This is a genomic window from Campylobacter sp. MIT 12-5580 (assembly GCF_005406235.1).
Lineage (GTDB): Bacteria > Campylobacterota > Campylobacteria > Campylobacterales > Campylobacteraceae > Campylobacter_D.
On sequence record NZ_NXLK01000001.1, the window covers coordinates 199,852 to 224,995 of the forward strand.

General features: G+C 35.0%; 26 protein-coding genes and 1 riboswitch. Of the genes, 15 read left to right on the forward strand and 11 right to left on the reverse strand.

Going from position 1 to position 25,144, the window contains the following annotated elements:
* Positions 1 to 13: 13 nt before the first annotated feature.
* Genes CQA38_RS00980 through gatC form a run of 6 tightly spaced genes read right to left on the reverse strand, consistent with a single transcriptional unit; the run spans position 14 to position 4,632 of the window.
* Entirely contained in the window at positions 14 to 559 is a 546-nt protein-coding gene (locus tag CQA38_RS00980) for a DUF1882 domain-containing protein (protein WP_137632142.1), read from the reverse strand.
* Complete coding sequence (locus CQA38_RS00985) at positions 556 to 1,800, reverse strand: serine hydroxymethyltransferase (protein WP_137632143.1); 1,245 nt, start codon at positions 1,798 to 1,800, stop codon at positions 556 to 558. The genes CQA38_RS00980 and CQA38_RS00985 overlap by 4 nt, the downstream gene beginning before the upstream one ends.
* 2 nt (positions 1,801 to 1,802) lie before the next feature.
* Positions 1,803 to 3,302 (reverse strand): lysine--tRNA ligase, encoded by a 1,500-nt coding sequence (gene lysS, locus CQA38_RS00990; protein ID WP_137632300.1) that lies wholly within the window; start codon positions 3,300 to 3,302, stop codon positions 1,803 to 1,805.
* Positions 3,302 to 3,769, reverse strand: coding sequence for a Fur family transcriptional regulator (locus CQA38_RS00995; protein WP_137632144.1), 468 nt, complete (start codon positions 3,767 to 3,769; stop codon positions 3,302 to 3,304). The genes lysS and CQA38_RS00995 overlap by 1 nt, the downstream gene beginning before the upstream one ends.
* A gap of 15 nt (positions 3,770 to 3,784) precedes the next feature.
* Positions 3,785 to 4,333: a CvpA family protein gene (locus CQA38_RS01000; RefSeq protein WP_137632145.1), complete on the reverse strand. Its 549-nt coding sequence runs from the start codon at positions 4,331 to 4,333 to the stop codon at positions 3,785 to 3,787.
* A gap of 11 nt (positions 4,334 to 4,344) precedes the next feature.
* Positions 4,345 to 4,632 carry an Asp-tRNA(Asn)/Glu-tRNA(Gln) amidotransferase subunit GatC gene (gatC, locus tag CQA38_RS01005; protein ID WP_137632146.1) on the reverse strand — a complete coding sequence of 96 codons (288 nt, stop codon included), beginning with the start codon at positions 4,630 to 4,632 and terminating at the stop codon, positions 4,345 to 4,347.
* Between the two features lie 118 nt (positions 4,633 to 4,750).
* Here gatC and CQA38_RS01010 point away from each other — a divergent pair, with 118 nt between their 5' ends.
* The 9 genes from CQA38_RS01010 to CQA38_RS09170 all read left to right on the forward strand — a co-directional run bounded on the left by CQA38_RS01010 (position 4,751) and on the right by CQA38_RS09170 (position 12,791).
* Positions 4,751 to 5,314 carry a hypothetical protein gene (locus CQA38_RS01010; RefSeq protein WP_137632147.1) on the forward strand — a complete coding sequence of 188 codons (564 nt, stop codon included), beginning with the start codon at positions 4,751 to 4,753 and terminating at the stop codon, positions 5,312 to 5,314.
* Entirely contained in the window at positions 5,311 to 6,306 is a 996-nt protein-coding gene (locus tag CQA38_RS01015; protein ID WP_137632148.1) for a hypothetical protein, read from the forward strand. Before CQA38_RS01010 ends, CQA38_RS01015 begins: the two co-directional genes overlap by 4 nt.
* Positions 6,303 to 6,617, forward strand: a complete 315-nt coding sequence (locus CQA38_RS01020; protein ID WP_170999453.1) for a hypothetical protein — start codon at positions 6,303 to 6,305, stop codon at positions 6,615 to 6,617. The genes CQA38_RS01015 and CQA38_RS01020 overlap by 4 nt, the downstream gene beginning before the upstream one ends.
* Positions 6,604 to 7,233: a type III pantothenate kinase gene (locus CQA38_RS01025; RefSeq protein WP_137632149.1), complete on the forward strand. Its 630-nt coding sequence runs from the start codon at positions 6,604 to 6,606 to the stop codon at positions 7,231 to 7,233. Before CQA38_RS01020 ends, CQA38_RS01025 begins: the two co-directional genes overlap by 14 nt.
* 20 nt (positions 7,234 to 7,253) lie before the next feature.
* On the forward strand, positions 7,254 to 8,597 hold the full coding sequence (locus CQA38_RS01030) for an FAD-dependent oxidoreductase (RefSeq protein ID WP_137632150.1): 1,344 nt from the start codon (positions 7,254 to 7,256) through the stop codon (positions 8,595 to 8,597).
* A 50-nt stretch (positions 8,598 to 8,647) separates the two neighbouring features.
* Positions 8,648 to 10,093: a pyruvate kinase gene (gene pyk / locus CQA38_RS01035; RefSeq protein WP_137632151.1), complete on the forward strand. Its 1,446-nt coding sequence runs from the start codon at positions 8,648 to 8,650 to the stop codon at positions 10,091 to 10,093.
* Positions 10,094 to 10,192: 99 nt separating this feature from the next.
* The gene (locus CQA38_RS01040; RefSeq protein WP_137632152.1) at positions 10,193 to 11,581 is read left to right on the forward strand and encodes a replicative DNA helicase; all 1,389 of its coding nucleotides are present in this window, start codon (positions 10,193 to 10,195) and stop codon (positions 11,579 to 11,581) included.
* Between the two features lie 74 nt (positions 11,582 to 11,655).
* Positions 11,656 to 12,624, forward strand: coding sequence for a UDP-3-O-(3-hydroxymyristoyl)glucosamine N-acyltransferase (gene lpxD / locus CQA38_RS01045; protein ID WP_137632153.1), 969 nt, complete (start codon positions 11,656 to 11,658; stop codon positions 12,622 to 12,624).
* A gap of 11 nt (positions 12,625 to 12,635) precedes the next feature.
* The gene (locus CQA38_RS09170) at positions 12,636 to 12,791 is read left to right on the forward strand and encodes a hypothetical protein (RefSeq protein ID WP_170999454.1); all 156 of its coding nucleotides are present in this window, start codon (positions 12,636 to 12,638) and stop codon (positions 12,789 to 12,791) included.
* A gap of 40 nt (positions 12,792 to 12,831) precedes the next feature.
* On the opposite strand, the gene CQA38_RS01050 is transcribed toward CQA38_RS09170, so the two are convergent.
* Positions 12,832 to 13,269, reverse strand: a complete 438-nt coding sequence (locus CQA38_RS01050) for a pseudoazurin (RefSeq protein ID WP_137632154.1) — start codon at positions 13,267 to 13,269, stop codon at positions 12,832 to 12,834.
* A 475-nt stretch (positions 13,270 to 13,744) separates the two neighbouring features.
* Here CQA38_RS01050 and CQA38_RS01055 point away from each other — a divergent pair, with 475 nt between their 5' ends.
* From CQA38_RS01055 to CQA38_RS01080, 6 genes are read left to right on the forward strand one after another with little or no spacing between them, the layout of a single operon-like run.
* Complete coding sequence (locus CQA38_RS01055; protein WP_137632155.1) at positions 13,745 to 14,344, forward strand: UPF0323 family lipoprotein; 600 nt, start codon at positions 13,745 to 13,747, stop codon at positions 14,342 to 14,344.
* Positions 14,345 to 14,365: 21 nt separating this feature from the next.
* The gene (locus tag CQA38_RS01060) at positions 14,366 to 15,538 is read left to right on the forward strand and encodes a glutathionylspermidine synthase family protein (RefSeq protein WP_137632156.1); all 1,173 of its coding nucleotides are present in this window, start codon (positions 14,366 to 14,368) and stop codon (positions 15,536 to 15,538) included.
* A 12-nt stretch (positions 15,539 to 15,550) separates the two neighbouring features.
* Positions 15,551 to 16,483: a D-2-hydroxyacid dehydrogenase gene (locus tag CQA38_RS01065; RefSeq protein WP_137632157.1), complete on the forward strand. Its 933-nt coding sequence runs from the start codon at positions 15,551 to 15,553 to the stop codon at positions 16,481 to 16,483.
* Positions 16,473 to 16,964, forward strand: coding sequence for a YajQ family cyclic di-GMP-binding protein (locus CQA38_RS01070; RefSeq protein WP_137632158.1), 492 nt, complete (start codon positions 16,473 to 16,475; stop codon positions 16,962 to 16,964). Before CQA38_RS01065 ends, CQA38_RS01070 begins: the two co-directional genes overlap by 11 nt.
* Before the next feature lie 58 nt (positions 16,965 to 17,022).
* Complete coding sequence (locus CQA38_RS01075; RefSeq protein ID WP_137632159.1) at positions 17,023 to 17,451, forward strand: hypothetical protein; 429 nt, start codon at positions 17,023 to 17,025, stop codon at positions 17,449 to 17,451.
* Positions 17,444 to 19,168 (forward strand): ATP-binding protein, encoded by a 1,725-nt coding sequence (locus CQA38_RS01080; RefSeq protein WP_137632160.1) that lies wholly within the window; start codon positions 17,444 to 17,446, stop codon positions 19,166 to 19,168. The genes CQA38_RS01075 and CQA38_RS01080 overlap by 8 nt, the downstream gene beginning before the upstream one ends.
* A 71-nt stretch (positions 19,169 to 19,239) precedes the next feature.
* Here CQA38_RS01080 and CQA38_RS09295 read toward each other — a convergent pair whose 3' ends face one another.
* The 4 genes from CQA38_RS09295 to CQA38_RS01100 all read right to left on the reverse strand — a co-directional run bounded on the left by CQA38_RS09295 (position 19,240) and on the right by CQA38_RS01100 (position 25,138).
* A complete protein-coding gene (locus CQA38_RS09295; RefSeq protein ID WP_212741802.1) occupies positions 19,240 to 20,550 on the reverse strand; it encodes a Cj0814 family flagellar-dependent secreted protein in 1,311 nt (436 codons plus the stop codon).
* Between the two features lie 393 nt (positions 20,551 to 20,943).
* Positions 20,944 to 22,239 (reverse strand): phosphomethylpyrimidine synthase ThiC, encoded by a 1,296-nt coding sequence (gene thiC, locus CQA38_RS01090; protein ID WP_137632161.1) that lies wholly within the window; start codon positions 22,237 to 22,239, stop codon positions 20,944 to 20,946.
* A gap of 106 nt (positions 22,240 to 22,345) precedes the next feature.
* A riboswitch (TPP riboswitch) is annotated at positions 22,346 to 22,451 on the reverse strand.
* A gap of 45 nt (positions 22,452 to 22,496) precedes the next feature.
* Complete coding sequence (gene prfB / locus CQA38_RS01095) at positions 22,497 to 23,588, reverse strand: peptide chain release factor 2 (RefSeq protein WP_137632162.1); 1,092 nt, start codon at positions 23,586 to 23,588, stop codon at positions 22,497 to 22,499.
* Between the two features lie 62 nt (positions 23,589 to 23,650).
* Positions 23,651 to 25,138 carry a hypothetical protein gene (locus CQA38_RS01100; RefSeq protein ID WP_137632163.1) on the reverse strand — a complete coding sequence of 496 codons (1,488 nt, stop codon included), beginning with the start codon at positions 25,136 to 25,138 and terminating at the stop codon, positions 23,651 to 23,653.
* Between the last annotated feature and the right edge of the window lie 6 nt (positions 25,139 to 25,144).

Here is a 25,144-nt window from a genome sequence, read left to right on the forward strand (position 1 = left end):
ATTTTTGCTCCTTTTACATATGTCTAGACCATGAAGAACCGCGTTCTTTGCGATATACTTCATAAGGTAAGATCATAATATTGTATTCTTTTGGCATATTTAAATTTGGAAATGCCCTCCATTCAGTTGGCATTTTGCTTGCAAAAAGCGAAGAAAGCTTTGAAGCAAGCTGGCAACCTTCTGTAAAGGTTGTATGCCCTTTATGCACATAAAGATGCAAATGCCCAGGCGTTTTTGTTTTGTAAGCTGTAAAATTAATAAAGCCTTGCTCTCTTAAGATGAGTTGGGCTCTATGCCAAAATTTTTCAGCATTAAAACCATTGTAATCAAAGACTATATTTTCGACATGATTATCTCTCGTGATGAGATCGTGAGCAATGATAATCTTGCCTTCCATATGTTCTTTGATTAAATTTGAAGTTAAAGGAGCATTAATTCTTTCAAATTTATTGAAAAAATATCTACCCCGATGTTCAAATTTATTGATTATCTTATCCCGTTTTATAAAATAATGATCGCTAATCATCTTAATCAGCGATAAATCACTCATAGCAATCAAAACATAGCCTTTGTATAGATGATAAATTGATGAGCTAGTTCTTTAAGCTCTTGTTTTACCTTAGCTTGTAAGGCGGTGTTGTTAATGTCATCTAAAACATCAGCGATTTTTTCTCCTACAAGCTGAATTTCTTGCTCTTTAAAGCCCCTTGCTGTAAGTGCTGGAGTGCCAAGTCTTAAGCCAGATGTGATAAATGGACTTCTTTTTTCGCCTGGAACTGTGTTTTTATTTGCTGTAATGCCAGCATTTCCAAGTGCTATATCAGCGTCTTTTCCGCTAAACTCACGATCTAAAAAGCTCATTAATACAAGGTGATTATCTGTGCCATCACTTACGATTTTATATTTTCTTGCCATGAGTACTTGGGCTAATTTTTTTGCATTTTTAATGATTTGTTCGGCATATACTTTCCACTCAGGACTAAGATTAAACTTAAAGCCTACTGCTTTTGCAGCGATAACATGCATTAAAGGGCCACCTTGAATGCCTGGGAAAATGGCTGAGTTTATCTTTTTAGCGAGCTCTTCATCATTTGTCATGATAATACCGCCTCTTGGACCTCTTAAGGTTTTGTGCGTAGTTGAGCTTACTACATGAGCGTGAGGAAAAGGACTTGGATGAACCCCACCTACAACAAGCCCAGCAATATGAGCTATATCAGCAAATAAATACGCCCCAACCTCATCAGCAATCTCTCTAAATTTAGCAAAGTCAATCACCCTTGCATACGCACTTGCACCGCATACTATCATCTTAGGCTTTACTATGTGAGCGATTTCTCTTACTTTTTCATAATTTATACGCCCATCAAGTTCAACGCCATAAAAAAAGCTCTCATAAACCTTGCCAGATGAACTTACCTTAGCCCCATGTGTAAGGTGTCCGCCATGGCTTAAGTCCATACCTAAAATCTTATCGCCAGGTTGAAGCAGTGCCATATACACGCCTTGATTTGCTTGTGAGCCTGAGTTTGGCTGCACATTTGCATACTGACAATTAAAAAGCTTTTTGCAACGCTCTATAGCTATGTTTTCTATCTCATCAACAAATTCACAACCCCCATAATAACGCTTGCCAGGATAACCCTCAGCGTATTTGTTAGTAAGTATGCTACCCATAACCTCCATAACTTCAGGGAGGGTAAAATTCTCACTAGCTATCATCTCAAGATGATCACATTGCCTAGTAAGTTCTTTATTGGTAAGATCAAAAATTTCTTTGTCAAATTGCTCTAAACTCATTTTTACTCCTTGATTTCTGTTTTTAAAGGACGCATAGCTGGGAAAAGTATGACATCGCGTATTGATTTTTTGTTGCTTAAAAGCATAACAAGCCTATCTATGCCTATACCCTGCCCAGCTGTTGGTGGCATAGCATAGCCTAAAGCCTGCACAAAATCCTCGTCCATCTCGCAAGCCTCATCATCACCTGCTTTTTTTGCTTCTATTTGTTTTAAAAATCTCTCATATTGATCCAAAGGATCATTAAGCTCATTAAAGCCATTGGCAAATTCTTTACCAGCGACGAAAAGCTCAAACCTTTCAGCAATTTGTGCGTCTTCATCACTTCTTCTTGAAAGTGGGCTTATAGAGATTGGAAAATGCGTGATAAAGGTTGGATTGATGAGCTTACTTTCTACATAATGATCAAAAAGCTCAGCTTGTAAATAGCCTAAATCAAGCTTTTCATTGGCTTCAAAGCCATCTTGTTTAAGTTTGGCTAGAATTTTTTCCTTATCATTAATGAGGGTTTCATCTAAATTGCCATATTTTTTCAAGGCTTCTTTATAGCTTATCCTCTCAAAAGGCTTTGAAAAGTCGATAATTTGCTCATCATACTCAAGCTTAGTGCTTAAATTTAGCTCTTTTAAAAGTAAAGCAAAAAGCTCTTCAGTTAGATTCATCAAATCCTCGTAATTATGATACGCCCAGTAAAACTCTATGGAAGTAAACTCAGGATTGTGCGTAAGATCCATGCCCTCATTTCTAAAACAACGATTGATCTCAAAAACAGCCTCAAATCCCCCTACAACAAGTCTTTTTAGATAAAGTTCAGGCGCTATTCTTAAAAAACGATCTACACCTAAGGCATTATGATGAGTGATAAAAGGCTTTGCATTTGCCCCACCAGCAATAGGGTGCATCATAGGGGTTTCAACCTCCAAAAAGCCTTTGTTTTCAAAAAAATGGCGGATTAAAGAGATGATTTTTGAACGCAAGATAAAGTCTTTTCTTACTTCAGCATTCATAATCATATCAAGGTATCTTTTGCGGTATCTTTGCTCTATATCAGTTAAGCCATGAAATTTCTCAGGTAAAGGCGTGATAGCCTTAGCAGCAAGCTCTAGCGTATCAACATGCAAGCTAAACTCGCCAGTTTTAGTCACAAAAGGATAGCCTTTAACAAGGATTATATCGCCTACTTCAAGGTTTTTTTTGATAAGATTATAATACTCTTCACCCAAGCCATCTTTATTAAAATAAATTTGAATGCGATCAAGCTCATCTTCTATGTGAGCAAAAACAGACTTTCCAGCTATCCTTAAAAGCTTTAAACGACCGCTTATTACGACTTTTTGGTTCTCATCTCTGCCTTCTTCGCTTTCTTTAACATAAGCAAATTTTTCTTTAAACTCGCTTATATTCAACTCTTTTTTAAGAAAGTGAGGATAAGGATTGACCCCATTTTTTCGTAGCTCTTCAGCCTTAGCTATCCTTTGTTGTTCTAAAACATTATCAAACATTAAAATTTCACTTTGTTTTGGTTGCAATCCTCACAAATTCCATAAAGCTGCATTAAATGTCCAGTGAGTTTAAATTTATGCTCTTTGGCAATGAGTGCTTGTTGTCTTTCTACGGTTGGATTTTCAAATTCGACTATTTTGCCACAATTTTTACAGATAAGGTGATCGTGGTGAGGTTTGTTAGCAAGTTCAAATTTCTTTCCAGCTGTACCAAAAGAGATGGAAGTAACAATTTCGGCTTCTTCAAGTAAATTTAAGGTTCTATAAACCGTTGCTATGCCGATATTTAAATCCGGTTCTTTGGCTTTTACTTCCATATATAGAGCTTCAGGTGTGTAGTGCATATCACTATGATAGAGAATTTTTAATACAACTTCTCTTTGTCTTGTGTATTTAAGTCCGCTTTCTTTCAAAATCTTTTTAAATTTCTCGAGCAAAGCATCATACTCTATGTTTTCGATAAACATTGTTTTTCTCCTTAATTAGTTTGTTTTTGTATCATTGGTGTCAAAACTTTGACTTACACTTTCAATACCTGCTTTTACTGAAGGTGCATTCATGATAAAAGCACCGGTTTGTTCAAGCAAAGGTAAAGTATAGCTTCCTTGAGTAAATTTGCGTAAGTTTTGATCTAGAAAATCTATCCTGCCGATACAAAAAAGCAAGATTGCAAAAATCAAAAAAACTTTCGCACTTCCAAAAAGAAACCCTCCTATTCGGTCTAAAATTCCTAAGCCACTGAGTTTAATCAGCTTTGATACCACACTTCCTATAATCAGACAAAGTATCCAAAAGATAAGTAAAACTGCTAAAAAGCCAATGAAAACGGCTAAGTCTTGATTTTGAATTTGATAAAAGCTTTTATCGATAAAAGCAGCTGCTTCTTGAGAGTATCTTGATGCGACAAGCACGCCACCCACAACACCCAAAAGCCCAAAAAATTCTTTTACAAGTCCATTAACAATACCCTTAAGTCCTAAGATAATGGTAAAAGCAATGATAAATACATCAAACCAATAAATATGACTCATTTATCCCTCTATTATTCTATAATTTTTGGCACTATAAAAAAGCCATCTTGACATGATGGAGCGTGTGCAAACACTGCATCAATAACTTGTGAAGACTTTACTTCATCTTGTCTAAAAGGCGTTGCAGCTTCGATTACGCTTGTTGTGCCTTGTATAGAATCAAGTTCAAGTTCGTTTAAAATTTCAACAAAGCTTACGATCTCGCTCAGTTGTTCTATGGTTTCATTTTGTTTTTCAGTTGCTATTTCTAAGGCACTGAGCTTTTCAAGTTTATGGAGCAATTCATTATCTATTTTCATAAGCAAACCTAAATCAATATTTTCCTTATAATTATAGCACAAAATTATCAAAATTTTAGGATATTTGTAATTTTTTAATGCTACAATTATGTTTTATTTTTAAGTTTAAAGGAAAAATATGGCTTTAAAAGATGATATAAAAGCGATCAAAACGGGTTTAAGCACCGAAGAACAGATGATCGAAAACTTCATTAAAGGCGAACGATTTTTTAAAAAATACAAGTATTATATCCTGGCTTTAGTACTTGCGTTGGTGGTTTATTTTGTTTATGATTATGCAAGTGGGGTGATTCATGAAAAAAACACAAAAGCAAATAATGAAATTTATGCAAATTTAATGCAAGATCCAAACAATACCCAAAATCTTGACTTGCTTAAAGAAAAAAACGCAAATTTATATGCTTTGTTTTTACTCGCCCATGAAAAAGATATGAGTGATTTTGACACAAGATTTACAGAGCTTGAAAAACTAAAGCTTGATCCTTTGTTAATCTCGATTTTAAAATCAGATTTAAATAATAGCACTTTTTTAAGAAATTATAACAAGCTTTTACAAGCTTTTGAATTGCTTGAAGAGGGCAAGATAGAACAAGCTCAGCTTTTGCTTGCTCAAATTCCAACGACTTCTGAGCTAAGAGGATTGGCAAATAATTTTAAGCACTATAAAGGCATAAAGCAATGAAAAGCTTTCTTTTAGCTTTAAGTTTTATTTTGTTCTTTACGGCTTGTGGAACGAAGCGGCAGTATTTTGAACCAGAAAGTATAGAGGCAAAATTAAGCTATGATGAAAAACTAAGATCAAGCATTATAGATAAAAATTTAAATTATGCAAAATTACGCAACAATCAAGTTCTTGACACAAACGGCGTCATTGAAAATTTCAAGCTTGAAAAAGGTTATGAGCTTTTAAAATATGAAGCAGGCGAGTTTGTCATTGCAGATGCGAACGGAAATTTAAAGATTATTGATGAAGCAGGCGAAGAGCTTTATACGCATAAGTTTAGTGCTGCTGTTTTAAGTGTGGCTTTAGAAGGTGATGATTTGGCTCTTGTTTTGGCTGATAATACGCTTATTTTAGCCAACCGAAGTTTAGGTATAAAAATGAGTCAAGCTTTAACCCCAGCACTTGCACAAGATTCACGCGTTGTAGCACCGTATTTTTTATCAAGCATTATCGTATATCCAAGTTTAGATGGCAAGCTTAATATCGTTGATAAAAGCACGCAAAAGATCATCAGAAGCGTAGTTGTAAGCAGTGAGGATTTTTTTAATAACATCATTTATTTTGAAATTTTTCACGATAAAATGATCGCTGCCACAGCAAAAAAGATCGTTGTGGTAAGTGCTGAAAATACTTATTCTTTAGATGAAGATATTAAGAATGTGGATTTTGCGGACGATTTTATTTTTATCTTTGCGAAAAATGGTAACATTATCAAAACAGATTTGACTTTACAAAAGCTTGTTGAAAAAAAATTTAAATTCGCGATTTATAATGAGAGTGAAATATATAATAAGCACTTATATGTTTTTGAAAAAACCGGCTATTTGATAAAAAGTGATTTAAACCTTGAAAATGTGAAAGTTTATAGGCTTAAAGGTGCGGTTGATGAGAAAGCTTTTATGAAGGAAGGTAGATTTTATTATTCTAATAAAATTTTAGATTTGTTATGATAGAAGAATTTTGTGATTACTTGGGGCTTAAGTATATAAAAAGTATCGATTTAAGCCAGCTAAGTAAAAAAAGAGTATATCGCTGTGCTTTAGCAAGCGAGTTTAAAGATGAAGATACCCTTGTTTTTTCAAACTCAGCTCAGGCAAGATTTGTTTGCAAAGATGCTTTGTTTTTATTTGAACTTAAATTAAAACTTATCCAGCATTATCAACACATTCAAAATTGTATTATTTTTATCAAAGCGCCTTTATGCTCAAAAGCAAAAAAGCTACTTGATGAAAGGCAGATAAAACACTATGCTTTTGTGTGATATAGGCAACTCAAGTGCGAGCTTTTTAGATGATAATAAATACCACAGCCTTAGCCTTGATGAGTTTGTAAATTTTCAAAGTGAAAAGAAGGTTTTTTATATCAGCGTTAATGATAGGCTTAAAGAGCTTATAAGACAAAAAGCTCATTTTGTCAATCTTGAGCCTTATTTTAAATTTGACACTATTTATAAGGGCTTAGGCATTGATAGAATCGCTGCTTGTTATACTATAGAAGATGGTGTAGTCGTTGATGCAGGTAGTGCTATAAGTGTAGATATAATGTCAAATCGTATGCACTTAGGAGGCTTTATCCTGCCCGGTATTGCAAGCTATAGAAAAGCTTATGCTGAAATTTCTCCACGTTTAAAATGCGAGTTAAACACTCAACTTCGCTTAGATGCCTTTCCGCAACGAACTATTGATGCTTTAAGCTATGGGGTATTTAAAGGAATCTGCTTGCTTATAGAAAATGCTACGCACCAGCAAAAGCTTTATTTTACCGGTGGAGATGGGCAGTTTTTGGCGAATTTTTTTGAAAAGGCGATTTATGATAAATTACTTGTATTTAGAGGAATGAAAAAGGTTATTGAGGAAAACCCGCAGCTTTTGTATTAAAAAAATGATAAGGAAAAAAAATGAAAGAATTTGATGTCATCGTTATCGGTGCTGGAATTTCAGGTGCAGCTTTGTTTTATGAGCTTGCAAGATATACAGATATTAAAAACATTGCACTGCTTGAGAAATACAACGCCCCAGCAACGCTTAATAGCAAGGCTACGAGCAATTCTCAAACCATTCATTGCGGAGATATAGAGACAAATTATAGCGCCCAAAAAGCAGCTAAGGTAAAGCCAAATGCTGATATGGTGGTAAAATATGCCCTTAAAGAAAAAGAAAAAGGCAATCTTTTTGTATATTCACACCAAAAAATGGTGCTTGCTGTTGGCGATAAAGAGTGCGAATATCTTACAAATCGTTATGAAGAATTTAAAAGTTTGTATCCTTACGCACAATTTTTTGACAAAACTCAGCTTAAAAAGCTTGAGCCAAAAGTTGTACTTGGCAAAGATGGCATAAAAGATAGAAGTGAAAACATAGTCGCTATGGGTGCTGAAGCTGGCAAGTCTTATACGACTATTGATTTTGGTAAGATGAGTGAAAGCTTGGTAAAAAACGCCACACAGGAGGATAAAAATACCTTTGTAGCCTTTAATCAAGAAGTGATTAAACTTGAGAAAAAAGATGGCTATTTTTATATTTTTACCAAAGATTATCAAGAATACAGAGCAAAAGCTATAGTAGTAAATGCCGGAGCGCACTCCTTATATCTTGCACATAAAATGGGCGTTGGGCTTGATAAGTCTTGTTGGCCTGTAGCTGGGAGCTTTTATTTAACCAAACAAAAGCTTTTAAATGGCAAGGTTTATACAGTGCAAAATCCAAAACTTCCTTTTGCGGCTTTGCATGGCGATCCAGATATCATGGCTGATATGAATACCCGCTTTGGACCTACTGCACTTGTGATCCCAAAACTTGAACGATATAGAGGCTTAAAGTCAATGCCTGAATTTTTTGAAGCCTTAAAATTTGACAAAATGGTTGCAAAAGTAAGCCTTGATATGCTTAAGGATAAGGTTGTAAGAAATTATATATTTTATAATTATTTATATGAAATTCCAATGCTTAATAAACAATTATTTGCCAAAAAGATAGGCAAAATCATACCTAGCTTAAAACCAGAGGATATTTACTATGCTCATGGCTTTGGTGGGGTGCGTCCTCAAGTGATCGATAAAACAAAAGGTGAATTACTTTTAGGCGAAGCAAGTATCAATGATATAGAAGGCATTATCTTTAACATGACTCCAAGTCCGGGTGCAACAAGTTGCCTAGGCAATGCTAAAAAAGATGCTTTAAGCGTGTGTACGTATTTGGGTGCAAAGTTTGATGAGGATAAATTTCAAAGCGAGTTAGTGTAGCTTTTTTGTTTCCAAAATACGCTATGATATGAGAAAATCAAGGAGAAATGATGATTAAAAAAACAAAGATTGTCGCAACCGTTGGACCAGCTAGCCAGAGCAAGGAAGTATTAAAGCAAATGATCATCAACGGGGTAAATGTTTTTCGTCTTAATTTCTCGCATGGCACGCACGAATACCACCAAAACAACCTTAGCACCATTCGAGAAGTTGCTAAAGAACTTGGTGCAAGAGTGGGAATTTTACAAGATATCAGCGGACCAAAGATAAGAACCTTAGAGCTTAAAGAACCTTTTGAGCTTAAAAGTGGCGATAGGCTTGATTTTTATAAAGAACACATCATCGGCGAAAAAATAGCACCAAATCATTACAAACTAGGTATAAATCACCCAGAAATTCTTGATATGCTTAAAATTGGCGAATATATCTATCTTTATGATGGTAGCATTAGGGCTATAGTTGTAAAAATCAGCGATGATAAGGTAGAAAGCGTGATAGAAAATGACGGCTTTTTAAGCTCAAACAAGGGTATAAATTTCCCAAATACTCGTATTAATATCGATGTGATTACGACTAAAGATAAGGACGATTTGCTTTGGGGGATTGAAAATAATGTGGATTTTTTAGCTATATCTTTTGTCCAAAATGCCCATGATATAGATGAAGTAAAGCAAATTTTAGCACAAAACAATGCTAAAATAGCTATATTTGCCAAGATAGAAAAATTTGACGCTGTAGAAAATATCGATGAAATCATCAAAACAAGCGATGGCATAATGGTAGCAAGAGGCGATCTTGGTATAGAAGTGCCGTATTTTAAAGTCCCAAATATACAAAAACAAATCATCTTTAAAGCAAATCAAGCCAGCAAGCCCGTCATCACAGCCACTCAAATGCTCTTTTCTTTAGCAAAAACCAAAAATGCTACAAGAGCTGAAATTTCAGATGTCGCAAATGCTGTTTTAGATGGCACTGATGCGGTAATGCTTAGCGAAGAAAGTGCAGTGGGTATAGATCCGGCAAATGCTGTAGATATCATGGCAAAAACGATTATAGAGACAGAAAAAAACTATCCTTACAACAAATTTAGCATTTTTGATGACTTTGATGAAACAGATATTATGATGCGTTCAAGCGTTCATCTTGCAAGAGATTTAAATGTTAATGCACTTATTGCTCTTACAAGTAGTGGAAAAAGTGCCATTAAAATGGCAAGGTATCGCCCAAATGCAAGTATTATCGCTGCAGCACATAGTGAAAAAACTTTGAATTTTTTAAGTATAGTTTGGGGTGTGAATGCTGCAGTTCTTGTTGATGGAGATAAGAGAGATTTAACAGATCTTATAAAAGATGCGGTAAATACAAGCCTTAAACAAGGATTTATCGACAAAGATAAAACTTATATCCTTACAGCTGGTTTTCCAACCGGTGTTGAGGGCTCGTGCAATCTTATTCGCTTGCTTAAAAAAGAGCAAATTGAGTATTATTTAAGGTGAGTTTTCACCTTTTTGAGCGTAAAAACCTTAAAAAACTCATTAATTTATCCTGATTTTAAAGCTTTCTTTGTTAAAATTTACTCTTTTTAGAGGGTGTGTATGAAAAACAATATAGACGAAAATGTGGATTTGGATTTAGAAAGAGCGATTTTGAGTTCTTGCTTGTATAGTGAGGATTCTTATGCGAGCATTGCTGGGGATATTGAGCCAAGTGATTTTAGCTTTAAGCCTCATCAAGATATATTCAAAGCCTTTGTAGCATGCGTGAGTGCAAACGATCCTATCAGCTCAAGTTTTGTAAAAAAACACGGCAAGATTGATGAGAATGTATTTAATGAAGTGCTTTCTACTACAGCTATAGTTGATGTTGTTAAATACGCTCATGAGCTTCGTGAAAAATCTATCAAAAGACAGCTTTTAAATTTCGCTCACACCATACCTTCAAAGATCAACTCAAACAAAGCCGTATCACAAATCACTGATGAATTAAATAAAGAAATTTTTAACCTTACAAATCGCGTTAATAGTGCTGATATAAAAGATATGCAAGTGGTTTTAAGCGAGCTTTTGGAAGAGTTTAAAAAGCAAAAGCAAAGCGAACACAGAGAAATTTTAGGGCTTGATACGGGCTTTTCTGATTTAAACAAAATGATAAAAGGCTTTAAAGATGGTGATCTTATCATCGTTGCAGCAAGACCGGGTATGGGTAAAACAACGATTTGTTTAAATTTCATCGAAAAGGCGTTAAGAGAAGATCAAGGTGTGGTGTTTTTCTCTCTTGAAATGCCAGCTACTCAGATCATGCAAAGATTACTTTCAGCCAAAACTTCCATTCCTCTTCAAAGGCTTTTGATTGCGGATTTAAACGATGATGAGTGGAGCAGGGTGAGTGATGCTTGTGATGAGTATTCAAAGAAAAACTTTTATATTTATGATAGTGGATATGCAAGTATCACGGATATTAGAGCTGTTTTAAGAAGGCTAAAATCAAGCGATGAGAGTATCAAGCTTTGCGTGGTGGATTATATAGGCTTGATGATGAGTAATTCAGACTTTAAAGATAGACATTTGCAAGTGAGTGAAATTTCAAGAGGCTTAAAACTTCTTGCAAGAGAGCTTGATATGCCTATTATCGCTCTTTCTCAGCTTAACAGAAGCCTTGAAAGTAGAGCAAATAAACGCCCAATGCTTAGTGATTTGCGTGAAAGTGGAGCCATAGAACAAGACGCAGATACCATACTTTTTGTATATAGAGATGAAGTGTATAGAGAGCAAGAAGAAAAAGAAAGAGAAAATAAAGCAAAGGCTGAGGGCAAGGAATATGTCAGGAAATTTATCCCACACCCTTTTGAAGAAAAAGCAGAACTTATAGTAGGTAAAAACAGAAATGGACCTACAGGCACGGTTGAGCTTGTTTTTTATAAAGAAAAATCAAGTTTTGCTCAAGTTCCTAAGGAAGAATTTGTAGCAACGAGCTTTGAAGAATGAGTGTGAATTGCTAGGATTTATTCTTTTTTTACGAAAGAATGATTATAATATTTTTATTTTATTAAGGGGCGATGATGAAATTAAGCGAGATAGCGGAGTTTTTGGGGCTTGAGTTTAAGGGCGAGGATTTAGAGATTAAGGCTTTAAATTCGCTTTCAAGGGCAAGTTTTGATGAATTGAGTTATTGTGATAGCGATAAAAATGCTAAGAATATCGCTCATTGCGGAGCTGGAGCGATCATAGTAAGCAAAAAGCATGAAAATTTAGTGCCAAAAGATATGCAAAAGCTCATCAGTGCTAATCCTCAGCTTTCTTTTGCGTATTTAAGTAAGCTGTATGCAAAGCCTTTAGTATCGAATGAAAAAAAACCAAATACTATCGCTAAAAGTGCTACTATAATGCCAAATGTGTATTTAGGAAGTGGCGTAAATATAGGCGAAAATGTCGTGATTATGGCAGGAGCGTATATAGGCGATAATGTCAGCATAGGCGATTTTAGTATAATCCATCCAAATGTGGTTATTTATAGTGATAGTCAAATCGGTAAAAAATGTCATTTGCTTGCAAACTGCGTTATAGGAAGTGATGGCTTTGGTTATGCTCACAACAACGCTGGGGAGCATTATAAAATTTATCATAATGGCAATGTGATTTTAGAAGATTTTGTTGAGATTGGGGCTTGCACGAGTATCGATAGGGCTGTGTTTGAAAGCACCATCATAAAGGCTGGGACTAAGGTTGATAATCTTGTTCAAATAGGACATAACTGCGTTATTGGCAAAAACTGCATTATCGTAGCTCAAACAGGAATTTCTGGTTCAAGCGAACTTGGGCAAAATGTCGTTATGGGCGGACAAAGTGCGACAAGCGGACATCTTAAGATAGGCGATTTTACTACCGTTGCTGCACGAGGTGGGGTAAGCAAGAGCTTAGAAGGAGGCAGGGTATATGGAGGCTTTCCTATCATGCTTCAAAAAGATTGGCTTAAATTTCAAGCTAAGCTTGCAAATTTGTTTCACAAGGATTTAAAAACAAAAGAATAAATTAAGAAGCTATGAAAGTCAAGAAAAGGGCTGAATTTAGCTCTTTTCTTTGCTTGTGTTTTAAAGATATCCCAGCTATTAAAGCTAAGAAATACCCAGCCACACAAGAGCTAAATACGTCTATAAATCCTATATTTCACGTCATTTTAGTGCGTAAATACTCGTAAATATTTTCAAAATCTAGGCTAAAAAGCCTAGATTGAAACTTTATTTTTGAATTTGAGCAGCGTATTTATTAAATCTTTCTTTTGCCTTTGCTGGTTTAAATAAGCCATCATTTACCTTATCAGCATTAACAGCTTTTCCAACTTGAATGAGTCCCACCATACCCATTGGAGTGTGAGGGACGCATTCATATACATATACACCTTCTTTATCAAGCTTTACGCTGTATTTTTCACCTTTTTTTACTGTTCCACCCGGACTTTGAAAACTTGAAGCACCATCTGGAACAAGCACACTTTTGACATTGTGAGTTGGATCAGTAGCTACAAAAGTGATAGTATCGCCTGCAGCTGCTTTGACATAAGCTGGTTCAAAAACCATAATGCCATCAGCACCTTTATTAAGCATCTTTACTTCATGTTCAGCTGCAAAAAGAGCACTAACGCCTACCATAGCAAGCATTGCTAAAGTTTTTTTCATTTGAAATCCTTTAAGAATTGAATTTTTTAAAACACAAATTTTTGTGTGAGAATAATTATAACTTTAAAATAGTTAATTCATTATTAAGTTTTATTAAAACTTATATATTATTAGAATTCAAAGATATAAGATAATATTTTAGATATTAATATTTCTTATTGTTTTTAAGTAGTTTTTAAAAAATGACATGATATTATCATCACGCTTAAAAAAAATATTTCATAGAAAGGATAAGCAGTGAAAAAGATCGTTTTTGCAGCTCTTTTGAGCCTTTTTAGCATTTCAGCTTTTGCTTGCGCTGATCATAATACTAAATCTGATCAAGCTAGCCATCAACATTAAATTTTAAGCCTGAGTTATTCAGGCTTTTGTGTTTATTTTTATTCTACACTTTTGCAATTTTCTTTCATTTTTACAAAATTTTAGTAAAACTTTGCTACACTTAAAAAATTTCATTTTTTACTAGGAAAAGATCATGAAACACATCAAAAAAATAGCCAAACTTACCATGATAGCAGGACTGAGTGCGGTTGCAGCTGGAGCTTTGATAGCTTGCAATGATGGAGGAACTAGGGCAGAGGATATGAGCCAAAATGCCCAGCAAGGTGCCTTTGTCATTATAGAAGAAGTTGCAAAAGGCGAGTATAAGATCAAAGAACAATTCCCAAGTGCTGAAACTAGAGTGGTTTTGCAACAGCTTGATGGCACTGAAAGAGTACTGACTAAAGCAGAAATGGACGCCTTGCTTAAACAAGAAGAGGCTAAAATTGATAATGGCACTTCAAAGCTTACTCAAGAAAACGCCCAAATGAGCGGAGGTGGTTTAAGTTTAGGAGAAGCCTTGCTTGCTAGTGCAGCTGGAGCCATCATAGGTTCTTGGATAGGCTCAAAACTTTTTAATAATCAAAATTTTGCCAACAATCAAAGAGGAGCTTTTTCAAATCAAAGTGCCTATCAAAGAAGTATGAATAGCTTTAACAGCCAAAACGCAAGGGCTGGTTCAAGCTCAAGATCAGGCTTTTTTGGAGGCGGTTCAAAGGCAGCAAGTTCAAGTTCAAGCAGCTTTGGCTCTTAATTTAATAAAGATGAGGTTAATATGAATTTTTTAAGAGTAAAAGCCCTTGAAAAAAGCTATTTAGAAAGCATAGGTTTTAGCTGGCACACCGATAATGATGGCAGTGAGTATCTTTCAAATGAGCTAGTGCAAGTGAGTCAAAAAGAAGCAAATGCGTATTATGAAGCGGTAAATGAGCTTTATGATATGGTTGTGGCTGCGGCTCAAGAAGTGATTGATAAGAACCGCTTTGATGAGCTAGGCATTCCTTTTAATTTAATTGATGCTATTAAGATGAGCTGGGAAAATGAGGTGCATTGGCATTTGTATTCTCGCTTTGATCTAGCTGGCGGGCTTGATAGCAAGCCAATTAAGCTTATAGAGTTTAACGCTGATACTCCAACCAGTCTTTTTGAAACAGCGATTTTACAATGGGCGATTTTAAAGCAAAATGCTCTTGATGAAAGCTTGCAATTTAACAGCCTTTATGAAAGCTTGATGGATAATTTTAAAAGACTTGTTACTCTTGAAGAAAGTGTTGAGGGCTTTGAGCAGTATTATCAGGGCTGGAAAATCCTTTTTTCAAGCATAGCTGGCTCTCATGAAGATGAGATCACCACTAAGCTTTTAGCTCATATTGCTAAAGAAGCTGGCTTTGAGAGTGATTTTAGCTTTATTGATGAGGTGGAGTTTAGCCCAGAGGGAATTTTCAAAAATGGTATCAATTTTGAATACTTCTTTAAGCTTATCCCTTGGGAAAATATAGCCATAGAAGAAGGCGAGTTAGCCATGCTTTTAACACAGATCATGCAAAATCAAAAGGCGATTATCTTAAATCCAGCTTATACCTTACTTTTTCAAAGTAAGGGCATATTAAAAGTGTTATGGGAGCTTTATCCAAACCATCCTTTGCTTTTAGAAACTAGCGATAAGCCTTTAGTGGGTAAAAAATGCGTGAAAAAGCCTGTTTTTGGTAGAGAAGGCGCAAATATAAGCATAATAGAAGCAGATGGTTCTATCAGCTTTGAAACAGAGGGCGAGTATGCAAATAATAAATTCATCTATCAAGAATTTGTGGAGTTTAACGAACATGAGGGACAAAAATACCAAGCTGGAGTATTTTTTGCCTATGAGGGCTGTGGTTTAGGCTTTAGAAAAGGTGGCTTGGTGCTTGATAATTTTGCTAAATTTGTAGGACATATCATAAAGGCATAAAAAGGAGATACAATGAAAATAGTTTGTTTAGACGCCCTTACTTTAGGGGAAGCTGATTTGAGTGCTTTTCGGGACTTTGGCGAATTTGTAAGTTATGAGCTTACAAGCACCGATGAGGTGATACAAAGGCTAAAAGGAGCTGATGTAGCCGTGGTTAATAAAGTCATTATCGATGAAGAAGTTATTGACAATACCAACCTAAAACTCATCTTAGAAACAGCCACAGGCACGAATAACATAGCCGTAGAATACGCACAAAATAAGGGCATAGTGGTAAAAAATGTAGCAGGTTATTCTACTTCAAGCGTTACTCAGCATACCTTTGCCTTGCTTTTTGCCTTTTTAAATCATGTGGTGTATTATGATACTTTTACTAAGAGTGGAGCATGGTGTAAGAGTGCTATTTTTACGGATTTTTCTCGTATCATTCATACACTTGAGGGAAAAAATTATGGCATTATAGGGCTTGGTAGTATAGGAAAGCAGGTTGCAAATATAGCTTCTAGCTTTGGAGCAAAGGTTTTTTATCATTCTACAACAGGGGCGAATTTAAAGGCTGATTTTACTCATCTTAGCCTTGAGGATTTGCTTAAAACTTGTGATATTATCAGCATTCACGCTCCGCTTAATGAAAAGACAAAAAAGCTCATCTCGCAAAAAGAGCTTGAACTCATGAAAGATGGGGCTATTTTGATCAATGTAGGACGCGGTGGTATAGTAGATGAAGAGGCTTTAGCCCTTGTGCTTGATAAAAAAGATATAAGAGTAGCACTTGATGTGCTTGAACATGAGCCTATGAGGGAAAATCATCCACTTTTAAAAATCAAAGATAAAGAAAAGCTTATCATCACACCTCACATAGCTTTTGCGAGTGCTGAAGCTATGAAAAAGCTCATAGAAATGGTGCTTGAGAATTTAAAGGAGTTTGTAAAAAATGGCAAGTGAGCATAGTTTTGATATAAGCGCAGCTATTGATAGCGGAGAGCTTAAAAACGCCCTAGAGCAAGCTAAAAAAGAACTTGAAAGCAGATATGATTTAAAGGGTATAAAGGCTGAGTTTGAGCTTGATGAAAAGCTTGGGCTTTTTAAAATTTCTTCCTCAAGCGAAGCTAAGCTTGATACCTTAAAAGATATGCTTATTTCAAAGCTTATCAAAAGAGGGGTTAATGCTGCCGCTATTAAAGAAAAAAGCAGAGAAAGCGGGGCTTTAGCAAGATTAAGCCTAGAACTAGCTTCAAGCATAGATAGTGAAAATGCCAAAAAAATCAACAAAGCTATCAAAGAAAGCAAACTTAAGGTAAGCTCTCAAATTAGAGGCGAGGAGATTAGGGTAAGTGCTAAGCAAATTGATGATTTACAAGATGTGATGAAGCTGGTTAAAGAACTCAATTTAGAGCTGAATTTAAGCTTTAAAAATTTAAAATAAAGTCTAAATTTTGAGATTTACCATCATTTTACTAAGCTTTTTTTTGCTCAGTTGTTCTATGCCTTTAAAAAAAGGAAAATCAGAGCCTGTATATGTAAGCTTAAAGGTGCAGGGCTTAAGAAATGCTGATTTTGGTTTTTTGTATGAAAAGCAAAAGGGAGTGAGCTTAGAGCTTTATAAACTCGCTCAGGTGCTTTTAAGGCTTAAGATAGAAGATAAAATTTGCTTAGAACAAGCTTGTTTTGAGAAAAAAGCTTTTAATCAAAGGTATTTAGGACAGGCTTATTATGATGATTTTTTAGAAGATATTTTGCGTTTTAAGCCTCTTTTTGAGGGCAAGAATTTAGTGCAAAATGCTTGTGGTTTTAGCCAGAATTTACAGGGTGTAAATTATGATATAAGATATCAAGTTTGTGATAAGGAAATGCTTTTTATAGAAAAGAAAAACAATATAAGGCTAAGCATTAAAAAGGTTGATAATGAATGATTTAAAAGAGTTTTTAAACAAAAAAAATATCACAGAAACTAAGCTTTTTAAAAAACTCAAATGCAGTGAAAATGAGGCTTTGATCTTAAGAGAGCTTTGTAAAAACTATGTGCAAGCAAACTCAAGCACCAGTGCTTTTAGCGTGCTTTTTACTCTTTTTGGGGATTCTTCTTTTTCACATTTAGATCACTTAGAAGAGCTTAAACATCTTATAGAGCTTGGTTTTATCACTCAAAGTATGAGTGCTTTTAAAAGCACGGACTCAAGGGCTTTAAGAGCTTCAATGCTTTATTTACTTCAAACTGAGCTGAGCTTAAGCGAGCTTTTTTTGCATTTTATCGAGGAAAAAAGTGTGCTTGATATGTCTAAAAAAGACGCTTATAGTGATTATTTGGAGTATTTAAAAGATGAGTTTGAACGTATTGAGCTTTATGCAAGACTTAATTTTAACTTAAAATATCAAAATGATGAGCTTAAAAACACCATAAAAGCTTATGAAAAGCATATCAAAGAGCGTCTTAAACACAGCAAATTTTACAATGTCTTGGCTGAAATTTTTAAAGAATACGCCCTAAATGAAAAAGAGCAAATCATCTTCATCGCCCTTTTAAAAGAAGAATACAGCATTAATGATGAAAACTCAAATGCAAGGGATTTAAATTCCCTACTCTTACTTATCAGCAATTCTGAGCTTGAAAGACTTAAAAATAAAGCCTTATTTGATGAAAACTCAAAACTTATGGAAAAAAATCTCATTGATTATGATGAGTTTTTAAGCCCTTTTGGAGATATTAATAAAAGCTTTTATTTAAGTGAGAGCATTTTACAACGCATAATTGATTTTAAAGAGCCAAGCAAAAACACTAAGCTAAGGCTAGAAAGCGTTGTAAAGGATCAAGATATATTTGAGCTTATAGAGCCAAACACTGATATAAACGATGTGATCATGCCTATAAAAACAAAGGAGCTTTTAGAAAATATCTTAAAGCAACAGGATAAAAAAGTGCTTGAGCGTTTAAGTTCTTGGGGCATAAAAAGCTCTAAAAATATAGAAGCAAAGATCATTTTTTATGGACCTGCTGGAACGGGTAAGACTATGAGTGCTTTAAGCCTTGCAAAGTCTATGAAAAAGGCGGTTTTAAGCTTTGATTGTTCTAAAATTTTAAGCAAATATGTGGGCGAAAGCGAGCAAAATGTAAGAAAAATTTTTGACACTTATAATAAAATCGCTCAAAATTGCAAGCAAAGCCCAATTTTACTCTTAAATGAAGCCGATCAATTTTTAAGCACGAGGATTGAAAGTAGCAGTGGGGCTGATAAAATGCACAATCAAATGCAAAATATTTTCCTAGAACAAATCGAGCGTTTTAGTGGGGTAATCATCGCTACAACAAATTTCTTAGAAAGCCTAGATAGTGCCTTTTCAAGAAGGTTTGAGTATAAGATAGAGTTTAAAAAGCCAGATTTTACTCAAAGGCTTTTAATCTGGCAAAAATCCCTACCTAAAAATGCCGAATTTGACAAAGAATTTAGCGTCAATGTGCTAGCAAACTATGAACTTAGTGGCGCTCAAATCATCATGGTGATTAAAAACACAGCCCTAAAAGCAGCCATTTCAAAAGAGGGCATTTTCAAAATGCAAGATTTTTTAGAAAGCATACATAAAGAATTAAGCTCAAGCTTTGATAAAAACAAAATCGTAGGTTTTGGAGCTTAGGAGGTTTTTAAAAAGTTTGAGTTTAAAAATATTTTCATCCACAAGCAAAATATCAAGCTTATCTCCCAGCTTCACACCTTCATATCCACACTTTTATTTAAAACATTAAAGGTATTTAAGCTTATCTTTGAAAGCATACTTACTAAATTATTTGAATTTAAAAACTCATTTGAATTTAAATCAAGACTTTTTAAATTTAAATTCTCATCTTTTATCCCAAAAAGCATTTTAAGAAAATCTTTTTCATCAAAACTTTCTTCTAAAAGTTTTTTAAGAAGTTCATTTGTATCTATAGCTTTATAAGTTTCATTTTTACTTTCTGCTTGTATTGGAGTAAAAGTTGTTTTGTTTGCTTCATTACTTTGTGGGTTATCATTGTTTTGGGCTAAAAAGTTATTTGTATTATTTAAAGCTTGTGAATATAGCTTTTCATTTTGCATTGTAGCATAAGCCTTATCAGATTCAGCTTTAAGTTTTAGCCATTCGTTTTTAAAGTCTTCTACATCTGTATAGGTGCTTCTAAGTGCAAAGCGTTTTAAAAATTCAGCTGCTACATTTTCATTGAGTGTGTAGGTAATGGGATTATTTTGCATAAATTCATCTAATTCTTTTCTCTGACTTACACCAAAATCATCATCCACGCCTGTCATCTTACCAAATACAGTCGTTTCTCCACGCAAAAAGTCAGCATTTCTTGTAAAAAATGCCATTAAAACACCGCCTTTAGATATGCTTTTATCAGTATGAGTATAAATGCTTTTGCCTATATCACCATAATGAGAAGCAAAAATATCCTCGCTCTTATCTACAAAATCCAAACCGAGTTTATCCCAGCTTGCAAAGCTCAAAGCATGTTTTGAAGAGCTATATGCACTTTCTTTGCTTGGTGTGATATTTAAATACTCATCTTTTGTATAAATTTTACTGACTTGCAAGCTTTGAGTATCCCACTCAAACCATTGGGGGATTTTATCAATGTCTTCTTTTGTAAAATTTCCCTTAACATTGCTTATAAGTTGTGAAAAAACTTGATAAGCCCTACCTAAACTTTTAGCTAAATCTATACTTGTAAAAGCTCTACCAGTAGGGTTTTTTTCTAAACTTGTTATAGAATTTACAAAATTTTCAGCTCCTTTTGCATAAATTTTATAATCTTTTGGCAAGCCAGCTGCTTCATTAAAATCACTAGTAAAAAAGCCTTCCTTATCCACACCATAACCTAAGACTTGAGAGACTGCCTTGCTTTCATCTTGGACTAAATTTGAAATGCTTGAATTTAAAGTATTAGTTTGAGTGGAATTTTCATTTAAATTTTGAGTTTTTGTTTGAGAATTAAAAGTATTTGCGTAGCTTGAATATGAATTTATAGAGCTTATTTGCATTTGAGCTTGCCTTTTGAAATTTATTATTAAAGTAAATCGGCAGAATGAATTTTTGCTGAAGCCATTAAACTCCAGCAAATTGAAAAATATTATTTAATTTGCAAACCGCCAAAATGTCTATCAAAGTGAGTTTTTAAATTCAAATGATTTAGTAAGTATGCTTTCAAAGATAAGCTTAAATACTTTTAATGTTTTAAATAAAAGTGTGGATATGAAGGTGTAGCAGTAAAAGAGCAAGATAAATTTGATCTGCTAGGGTTTAAATTGAAGAGTTTGTATTTTAGGATAAGGAATGCTTAGATTTTGCTTTTTTGTATTTGAGCTTTGATTTAAAGATTTTTTGGTGTTTAAGCATATTGGCGTTAAACACCAAAAGTAGGCAAAAGTCAAATTTCACACAAGGCTTACTTGTTCGCCTTTTAGGATTTGATTCATGGTATTCATCGCACACATTTTTCCACACATTGAGCAGGAATTGAGTTCCTCAGGACGTCTTTCATTAAACATTTTTTTAGCCTTGTCCCCATCAATTGCAAGTTTAAACATCATCTGCCAATCAATTTCTTGCCTAGCCTTACTCATCGCATCATCAATCTCCCTTGCTTTTTCAAGTTTGGCTATATCTCCAGCATGAGCTGCGATTTTAGTGGCTACTATGCCATTATGCACATCGTCTAAATTTGGCAAACGCAAATGCTCTGCTGGGGTTACATAGCAAAGTATATCAGCCCCATTTGCAGCCGCAACTGCCCCGCCAATAGCCGCGCTTATATGATCATGTCCTGCACCTATGTCAGTAACCAAAGGTCCTAGCACATAAAAAGGCGCTTCATTGCAAATTCTTTTTTCAAGTTGCATATTTGCAGCAATTTCGTTAATCGCCATGTGCCCTGGTCCTTCTATCATCACTTGTACATTTGCCTCCCATGCCCTTTTTGTAAGCAAGCTAAGCTCGATAAGTTCAGCGATTTGAGCTGCATCACTTGCATCATGCGTGCAGCCTGGACGCAAAGCATCGCCAAGTGAAAGCGTAACATCAAATTTAGCACAAATTTCAAGCAAATCATCATAATACTCAAAAAAAGGATTTTCATTTCCACTCATTTTCATCCACGCATAAAGCACAGAACCACCTCTTGAAACTATGTTGGTTATGCGAGGATTTGCCTCTTCAAAAACCCTTGCTGCACGTGAGTTTATGCCAGCATGAATAGTCATAAAATCCACCCCACTTTTTGCATGATGATACACCACATCTAAAAAGTCTTTTGCCTTAATTTGAGCTAAGTCTTTTTCCAAAAAGCCCACCGCATCATAAACTGGCACCGTGCCTATCATAGCTTTTGATTTAGCGATAAGTTCATCTCTAAAACGGCTTGTTTTGCCATAATTACTCAAATCCATAATGGCTTCAATCTTAAATTTATGTGCCAAATCAACCTTTTTCATCTCCTCAGTATAATCCACACAATCATTTGAAACGCCTAGATTAACATTGACTTTGGTTTTTAAACCCTTGCCTATACCATTTGGCTCAAGGGCTTTGTGGTTGATATTTGCAGGGATAATGATCTTGCCTTTAGCGATATTTTCAAGTAAAAAATCCTCGCTAACTTCTTCTTTTTTAGCAACTTCTTGCATTTGAGTGGTGATTATGCCCTTTTTGGCATAAGACATTTGAGTATTCATTTGATCTCCTTGTTTGAATTTTGAAGATAAATGAAAGAAGTTTGAGTGTGAGAAATAAAGAGTGTTTATCTTTGCGTGTAAAATTTACAATACCTAAAGATAAAAACAGCAAAAACATAAATCTTCCCGACGCTAGCATTATCTAGTTCCGGTTCGGTCTAAGCTTTTTAGCTTACTCTCAGCCTGTTACACAAGCTCCCGTCATTTATGAGGCGAATTTTAACTTAGTTTTGCTTTAAGAAGGCTAAATTTAACTTTTATTTTGAAGCGATTAAAACACCCTCAATAAGCTTTTTAATATCTCCGTCTAAAATAGCTTCAACATTGCTAAATGCTTCATTTGAACGCGTATCCTTAACCTGCTGATAAGGAAAAAGCACATAAGAGCGGATTTGATGTCCCCAGCCCATTTCGCTTTTTTCTCCTACTTGGCTAGCATCTTGTTGTTTCATGAGTTCTAGCTCATAAAGGCGGGATTTGAGCATTTTAAAGGCTGTGGCTTTGTTTTTGTGCTGATTTCTATCGTTTTGACACTGCACCACTATGCCACTTGGAAAATGAGTGATTCTTACTGCTGAATCAGTTTTATTAATATGCTGTCCTCCAGCTCCACTAGCTCTGTAATAATCCACTCTTATGTCTTTTTCAGCGATTTCTATTTCTATATCATCATCAAGTTCAGGGCTTACCATAACACTACAAAAGCTAGTGTGGCGGCGTCCTGCACTATCAAAAGGGCTGGTTCTTACAAGGCGGTGTATGCCATTTTCAGCCTTTAAATACCCATAAGCATTTACGCCTTTTACCAAAAAACTTGCATCTTTTAGCCCAGCTTCTTCCCCCTCTTGAAAGTCTAAGGTTTCAACCTTAAAGCCCTCTCGCTCGCAAAATCTTAAATACATTCTATAAAGCATACTCGCCCAGTCATTACTTTCTGTTCCTCCAGCTCCTGGGTGTATGGAAATAATGGCATTTTTATTGTCATTTTCATCGCTTAAGAGCATGGAAATTTCAAGCTGGCTGATATGTTCTTCAAGGCTTTTGGAGTCCTCAAATAAAGCTTCAAGCGTAGCATGATCTTCTTCAGCATTAGCTAGCTCAAAAAGTTCGTTAGCGTCATTTAGGGCATTAAAAGCATTTTCATAATTTTTAAGTAAATTTGAAAGTTTGGTTTTTTCTTTGCCAATGCTAGCTGCATTTTTAGCATCCTGCCAAAAATCAGGCGAGTTTTCAAGCTCTTCTATAGCTTTTAAACGCGTTTTAAGCTCATCTGGCTTGATGATGGAAGCGATATTGCCGACTTTATTTTTTAAGCTTTTTAAAAGTTCACTGTATTCATAAGTATCCATTTTATCCCTCAAAAAACTTAAATTCTAACAAAACTTGGCTTAAAGTTTGAGAAAAAGTTAAGTTAAATTTTAGCTTTTAAGGATTTTATACTAAGATTGAGATTAGAAACTCTGCCATTTGCTTCGCAGATAAACTCATCATCAAAAAGCTTCGTTTTTGCTAAACTATCCCCAAAAGAGCCTACATAAAGAGCGTAGCATTTATTTGTTTCATCTTTTTGCTTCATTAGGGTTTTTATCCTTTGCATATCATAGCCACTAAAGATAAAATCACTAATCACTAGCATATCAGCCTTTTGATACGCCTCTTCTTTCATCTTTTTAAAGCCAGCTTCTAAAGCAGGTAAGGCGTCTGTGCCTCCGTTGAAGCTCAGTTCTAAAAAATTATAAAGCTTAAAAAGGTTGTTTGGTGGACTAAGATCAAGGGTATGAATGCCATCGCTAAAATTGATAAGATAACACGCTCTTTTTTGCTCCATAGCCCTTTTTGCCATATATAAAGCCACGACTTTAGCTATGGTTTCTGGTGTGCCACTCATACTGCTACTTGTATCTACGCAAAGTATTATAGGACCTTTTGCTTCGCTTAGCTCTTTTTCTTTTTCCTCATCTATCATCTTTTGTTTGCTTTGACTTTCAAAGCCTTGTTTTTCGAAACAAAAAAGGCGGTTTTCGCTAAATTTAAGATCAAAAAGTATGCCAAAATCTACATCATCAATCAAAGCTAACTCGCTTGGCAGGGTATTTTCTAAATCCCTGCCTAAAACAATGCCCGTGATTTCTTCTTTGATGTGTGGTGTTCTTATTTTGATATCATAGCTTTGAAGGCTTTGTATCTTTTCAAGTTCTAGCTTTTTTTCTTCTTTGGTAAGCTTACCTAGCATATCACAAAGTTTTTTTACGCTTTCTTGATTTAAAAGCTTAAGCCAAACACTTAAATTTTGTATGCGTTTTTTTAACTCCCCTTTGCCTCCTCCGCTACCGCGTCCAAATTCATTTCTTGCTTCACTATCTTGTAAAAACTCATCAGCACTTCTACCGCTTGCTAAACCCTCTCTTAGCTCATTCATCACGCCGTCTTTAAATACCTCACCAGCTTCGCCCATCTCATCAAAGCTTTCTTGCATTTGCCTTAAAAGCTCAAGATATTCTCTTGTATCTTTGATGAGCTTGCTTTGGGCATTTTCAGTGAGATTTTCTTTACGTTTTTTGAGCTTTTCTTGAATGTGTTTTTCCCAGTTATTTAAGGCATTTTTATGCAAATCTTTTGCGTCGTAGTCTTTTTCTTTTGCTTGTCTTTGCTTAAGCTCTTTTGTATAAAATTTGGTATCAAAATTTGCGTTATATTTTTTTATCTCTTTTAAAAGTTTTGGTAAGGCTGATAGACTCGGCATTTCTTGGGCTTTAAATTCAAGTTCGTGCTTAAAATGTTTGCTTTTTTCTTGTTTGATCTCAAGAGGTATATTTTCAAGTTTTTTTTGAAGTTCTTCATCGCATAAATTTCGCCTTCGTTCCAAGCTTTCTTTGATGTTTAGCTCATCAAGCTCCAAATCATA

Bases quoted from the DNA above. Each gene is read 5' to 3' on its own strand.
- thiC (WP_137632161.1), bottom strand. From the start codon at position 22,239: ATGAATACTCAAATGTCTTATGCCAAAAAGGGCATAATCACCACTCAA.
- gatC (WP_137632146.1), bottom strand. From the start codon at position 4,632: ATGAAAATAGATAATGAATTGCTCCATAAACTTGAAAAGCTCAGTGCC.
- lysS (WP_137632300.1), bottom strand. From the start codon at position 3,302: ATGTTTGATAATGTTTTAGAACAACAAAGGATAGCTAAGGCTGAAGAG.
- CQA38_RS01040 (WP_137632152.1), top strand. From the start codon at position 10,193: ATGAAAAACAATATAGACGAAAATGTGGATTTGGATTTAGAAAGAGCG.
- CQA38_RS09295 (WP_212741802.1), bottom strand. From the start codon at position 20,550: ATGCAAATAAGCTCTATAAATTCATATTCAAGCTACGCAAATACTTTT.
- CQA38_RS01070 (WP_137632158.1), top strand. From the start codon at position 16,473: ATGGCAAGTGAGCATAGTTTTGATATAAGCGCAGCTATTGATAGCGGA.
- CQA38_RS01025 (WP_137632149.1), top strand. From the start codon at position 6,604: ATGCTTTTGTGTGATATAGGCAACTCAAGTGCGAGCTTTTTAGATGAT.
- CQA38_RS01050 (WP_137632154.1), bottom strand. From the start codon at position 13,269: ATGAAAAAAACTTTAGCAATGCTTGCTATGGTAGGCGTTAGTGCTCTT.
- CQA38_RS01060 (WP_137632156.1), top strand. From the start codon at position 14,366: ATGAATTTTTTAAGAGTAAAAGCCCTTGAAAAAAGCTATTTAGAAAGC.
- CQA38_RS01080 (WP_137632160.1), top strand. From the start codon at position 17,444: ATGAATGATTTAAAAGAGTTTTTAAACAAAAAAAATATCACAGAAACT.
- CQA38_RS01020 (WP_170999453.1), top strand. From the start codon at position 6,303: ATGATAGAAGAATTTTGTGATTACTTGGGGCTTAAGTATATAAAAAGT.
- pyk (WP_137632151.1), top strand. From the start codon at position 8,648: ATGATTAAAAAAACAAAGATTGTCGCAACCGTTGGACCAGCTAGCCAG.
- CQA38_RS01030 (WP_137632150.1), top strand. From the start codon at position 7,254: ATGAAAGAATTTGATGTCATCGTTATCGGTGCTGGAATTTCAGGTGCA.
- CQA38_RS09170 (WP_170999454.1), top strand. From the start codon at position 12,636: ATGAAAGTCAAGAAAAGGGCTGAATTTAGCTCTTTTCTTTGCTTGTGT.
- CQA38_RS01075 (WP_137632159.1), top strand. From the start codon at position 17,023: ATGCCTTTAAAAAAAGGAAAATCAGAGCCTGTATATGTAAGCTTAAAG.
- CQA38_RS01065 (WP_137632157.1), top strand. From the start codon at position 15,551: ATGAAAATAGTTTGTTTAGACGCCCTTACTTTAGGGGAAGCTGATTTG.
- CQA38_RS01000 (WP_137632145.1), bottom strand. From the start codon at position 4,333: ATGAGTCATATTTATTGGTTTGATGTATTTATCATTGCTTTTACCATT.
- CQA38_RS01010 (WP_137632147.1), top strand. From the start codon at position 4,751: ATGGCTTTAAAAGATGATATAAAAGCGATCAAAACGGGTTTAAGCACC.
- CQA38_RS01055 (WP_137632155.1), top strand. From the start codon at position 13,745: ATGAAACACATCAAAAAAATAGCCAAACTTACCATGATAGCAGGACTG.
- CQA38_RS00995 (WP_137632144.1), bottom strand. From the start codon at position 3,769: ATGTTTATCGAAAACATAGAGTATGATGCTTTGCTCGAGAAATTTAAA.
- lpxD (WP_137632153.1), top strand. From the start codon at position 11,656: ATGAAATTAAGCGAGATAGCGGAGTTTTTGGGGCTTGAGTTTAAGGGC.
- CQA38_RS01015 (WP_137632148.1), top strand. From the start codon at position 5,311: ATGAAAAGCTTTCTTTTAGCTTTAAGTTTTATTTTGTTCTTTACGGCT.
- CQA38_RS00985 (WP_137632143.1), bottom strand. From the start codon at position 1,800: ATGAGTTTAGAGCAATTTGACAAAGAAATTTTTGATCTTACCAATAAA.
- prfB (WP_137632162.1), bottom strand. From the start codon at position 23,588: ATGGATACTTATGAATACAGTGAACTTTTAAAAAGCTTAAAAAATAAA.